General features: G+C 70.9%; 3 protein-coding genes, 2 tRNA genes and 1 pseudogene. 2 read left to right on the top strand and 4 right to left on the bottom strand.

Annotated elements, in window-relative coordinates; genetic code table 11:
• The first annotated feature begins 93 nt into the window (after nucleotides 1–93).
• Both FNX44_RS24860 and FNX44_RS24855 read left to right on the top strand, forming a co-directional pair.
• Complete coding sequence (locus FNX44_RS24860) at nucleotides 94–429, top strand: YkvA family protein (RefSeq protein ID WP_143651237.1); 336 nt, start codon at nucleotides 94–96, stop codon at nucleotides 427–429.
• 108 nt (nucleotides 430–537) lie between these two features.
• Nucleotides 538–1,437, top strand: coding sequence for an LppU/SCO3897 family protein (locus FNX44_RS24855; protein WP_143651236.1), 900 nt, complete (start codon nucleotides 538–540; stop codon nucleotides 1,435–1,437).
• 37 nt (nucleotides 1,438–1,474) lie between these two features.
• Here FNX44_RS24855 and FNX44_RS28295 read toward each other — a convergent pair.
• From FNX44_RS28295 to FNX44_RS24830, 4 genes and pseudogenes are all read right to left on the bottom strand, one after another.
• Nucleotides 1,475–2,133 (bottom strand): annotated as a pseudogene (locus FNX44_RS28295) (DUF2278 family protein).
• 83 nt (nucleotides 2,134–2,216) lie between these two features.
• On the bottom strand, nucleotides 2,217–2,753 hold the full coding sequence (locus FNX44_RS24840) for a hypothetical protein (RefSeq protein WP_143651234.1): 537 nt from the start codon (nucleotides 2,751–2,753) through the stop codon (nucleotides 2,217–2,219).
• 224 nt (nucleotides 2,754–2,977) lie between these two features.
• Nucleotides 2,978–3,050: transfer RNA gene (locus FNX44_RS24835), tRNA-Arg, on the bottom strand.
• A gap of 237 nt (nucleotides 3,051–3,287) precedes the next feature.
• Nucleotides 3,288–3,377 (bottom strand) — tRNA-Ser (locus FNX44_RS24830).
• Between the last annotated feature and the right edge of the window lie 383 nt (nucleotides 3,378–3,760).

Below are 3,760 nucleotides of genomic sequence, written 5' to 3'. Positions count from 1 at the left end.
CCCCACGTCCGTGCTCTCCCCTCCTTCTCTCCCTCCTCTCGTTCTTCCCTCCCGCACAATGGCAGGACAAGACATCCGTCCGAGAGGTGTGCGATGAGCGGTGAGTGGTGGGTCGTCGTCCTGGTCGTCGCCGGTGTGCTGGTGGCCGTCACCCTGGCGGTCACGATCAAGCTGGCCGTACGCCTGGTGCGCGCCAAGCGCGCCCTCACCGACGCGGGCGTCCCGGTGGGCGGCAAGCTGGCCTTCTGGGGCGCCCTGGCGTACGTCATCTCGCCGGTCGACCTCATGCCGGACCCGATCCTCCTCGACGACATCGGCGTGCTGCTGTTCGCCCTGCACTCCCTGCACCGGATGGCCGAGAACGCCCGCACCGGTGACGCCCCCAAGCTCGACGCCGCCACCCGCCCGACCAGCAAGTCCCTCAGCTAGCCACGGCACCGTTCCGCACTGCTCCGCGCTGCTCCCTCCCTGCCGCGGGCCCGATAGCATGCTCACGCCACACACGGCACATCGAGCAGCGGCAGCGCGGGGGAGAGCATGAGCAACGCCGACGGCCCGCCGAGCAGCCACGGTCCGGGCCCAGGCAACGCGCGCCCCGGCCACGGCCGTCCTTACCCGCGCCTCTCACCGCCGGACGACGGCCCGCGCCGCGCCCCCGGCCGTCACCGCGCCGGCATCTCCCCGACCCTCGTCACCGCCCTGTGCGCCCTCCTCGGCGTGGCCCTGGTCGGCGGCCTCGCGCTCGCCCTCGACAACAACTGGTTCGACAACACCTCCCCGTCCGACCAGCCACCGGCCCTCTCGGCTCCCGGCCCCGGCCCCGGCCTCAACTCGTCAGGTACCACAACGGGCACCACGTCCGGCTCCGCCCACTCCGCACCCGCGCCCGCGCCCACCCCCGATCCGACCGCCGCCGCGTTCCGAGGCGTCCGCGCCGGCACCTGCCTCCCCCTGTACGACACAGGCCAGGCCGCCGACACCGTCACCTGGAACACCGCCGCGCCCCCGGCCGCCGTCGGCTGCGACAGCGGCCGCGCGATGGTGCGGGTCACACGGGTGTCCGACTCCGTCGAGGACTGCGGGAGCGGCGTCGGCCACGCCTACTGGTACTACCGCGCCGCCGGTGAGTCGACGAGCACCGTCCTGTGCCTCAGCCGCGTCTACCGCGCGAACTACTGCCTGCTCGCCCGCCGGGCCGGCACCCCCGACGCACCGACCATGCACCTCGGCCCGATGACGGCCGCCGACTGCACCGACCGCCGCATACCCCCCGCCTACAACGAGGTCCTGCACGTCACCAGCGTCCACCAGGCCGGCCCGGACACCACCGCCACGGCCTGCGCCCGCGCCCCCGGCGACCGGACCAGATACTGGGCCTGGAAGGTCGACGACGGCCGAAGTCTCCTCTGCGCCACCGCCTACCGCCCCGCCCGCTGATCCTCACCCAACCTGGCCGCTCACACGGCCCGACCCCTCACACAGGATGCCCCTCGTCATCCGTCCGATCCACCTGTGTGGAGAACTTCGACAGGAAGACGTCAAAGCGTCCGTCCTCACGTCGGGTCATCGTGGCACCGTCCTGCCAGATGCCGTTCTCGTCCCACCACTGACTACCCGCCGGATCCCCCTGGTTCTGGTGGATGTTGTGCATCCCCAGCCCGGTACGGAACGGCTCTCCGAACACCAGGATCGGCCGCGCCGGCACCAGGATCGGCTCGAACGCCTCCGCCGCGTCGAGGTTCGACCCCGCCGTCCACGGCATGGGCCTGCAGAACGGCTCCACCGCCTCCCGCAGCCATCGGGGCAACCAGTGCGCGAACCGGCACCTCCGGTGCCCCAGCAACGCCGGATGCCGCTGGAAGTCCAACGCCCCGTCCCCGGCCCGCGCTCCAACTCGTGGTACCCGCCGGCGAAACCCGCCACCGGTCCGAGCGCCGCCGCGTCCACGACAAACCGCTTCCACCGCACCCCGGTGGCCGACTGCTTGCTGTCCACGTCCACCGCGCACCGGTACCGGCCGTCCGGCGCGTCGACCCGCAGGTTCACGTGGTACCACCGCCCCTGCGTGTCCGGCTGGTCGCGGAAGTGGTCCCGCAGAACCCCGCACAACACCCCGTACCGCTGCAACGCCATTCGCCAACAATCCCCCATCAACCCCCACAACACACGGCGCACGCGCCCGGCGTGGCGTGGCGGGTCAGCCCCGCCCGCGCCGGTCAGCGCTCGTCGACGCCGGCCAGAGCTTCGCTGACGAGCCGGACGGCGAAGTCCGGGTCGTCGGTCATGCGGTTGATGTGCTCGGCGAGCAGGAAGGTGGTGGCCTCCAAGGGCGTCATCTCCGCCTCGGTCCACTCGCCGTACTGTTCGCGCCACAGGTTGGGGCTCAGGCCGATACCCGCCGCGACGACCATTCCCACCATCGTGGGAATCGCCTCGGGGCGCACACTCCTGGGCATCATCCGCAACGACGCCACGAGGTTCGGCACCACGTACTCGACGACGTCCTTACCGGCGTCCTCATGCGCCAGGCGCAGCCACCGCATGAAGGTGTAGATCAGCGTGCACGTGCCCTCCAACACCTCGCCGGCCTCCTCGGGCCCCAGCGACTCGACGAACTGCTCGGTGAGCGCCTGCCGTTCGGGATCACTCCTGCTCCCGCCATCCCGAACGCTCCTGAGCCGCGAGTCGACCAGCATGAGCGCCGTACCCACATCGCCGACGGAAGCGTGCTGGGGATCGAAGGCAGAAGACACAGAAGCACTCCTCAACCGGCCACGACCCCAACGGCCCAGCCTCTCCCCAAGACGCTAGACGCCCGACACCGTCCGAGCCGCCCGTTCACCACTTCCACCCCGCCAGAGCGACCCCCCGCCCTCCAGTTCGGTTCTCCTCGCCCTGGCACCGCCACCGGTACTTCACTGCCATACGGCACGACAAAGCCCCCTCGGGAGTGATCCCGAGGGGGCTTTGACTGATGCGCGCTCGGCAGGATTCGAACCTGCAACCTTCTGATCCGTAGTCAGATGCTCTATCCGTTAAGCTACGAGCGCTTGGCTTTCCCGGCTGGTTGTTTCCGGCCGGTCGGCGTTGCGGGGACAACATTACAGCACCCGGCGCCGGAGGCGAAATCCGTTTGCCGCACCCATGCTGACCTGCGGAAACACACTTCGGGCGGACCGGCGGTGGCGGCTGGACGGCGCTCGGCGCGGGGTGCCGGAGGCGAGGCGTGGGGGTAACGCAAAAGCCCCGGCGGAGGGCCGGGGCTTTGGTGATCTCGGAGGATCGAGCGGAGGCTCCGGGATTTGAACCCGGGATGGGGGGTTACCCCAAACCGCATTAGCAGTGCGGCGCCATAGACCAGACTAGGCGAAGCCTCCAGCACACCCGCTGGGCGAGGTGTGTGCAGATGATGACACAGAGCCGAGGCCCGTGACCAATCGCGGACCAGGTTACCCGGCGGGTGCGCCGCCGGGCAAAGCGCTTTCGGTGGGGGCGGGCGTGACGGCCTGGGCGGCGGTGCACCGTCAACGGCGGACGGGGTCGTCCGGGTGGCGTAGTGGCGCGTTGCGCAACGGTCGGGGGCGCGCAGCGTTAGAAGGGTGGGGCGCGACGAGGCGCCCCGCCGACCACAGCACTCTGGAGTGATCATGCTGCGCCGATTCGTCACCGTGGCCACCGTTGTCACCGCCGTGTCCGCCGTCGCCGGTGCGGCCCTGGCGTGCCCGTCACCGGACGGAGAGGGGCGGCCGGGGGACGGGAG

Origin of the sequence: Streptomyces alkaliterrae, from assembly GCF_007097205.2 — a bacterium.
GTDB lineage: Bacteria > Actinomycetota > Actinomycetes > Streptomycetales > Streptomycetaceae > Streptomyces > Streptomyces alkaliterrae.
Note: the sequence above shows the minus strand (reverse complement) of the source record. Positions and strands in the feature narration are given on the sequence as shown.

Bases quoted from the DNA above. Each gene is read 5' to 3' on its own strand.
- FNX44_RS24860 (WP_143651237.1), top strand. From the start codon at position 94: ATGAGCGGTGAGTGGTGGGTCGTCGTCCTGGTCGTCGCCGGTGTGCTG.
- FNX44_RS24855 (WP_143651236.1), top strand. From the start codon at position 538: ATGAGCAACGCCGACGGCCCGCCGAGCAGCCACGGTCCGGGCCCAGGC.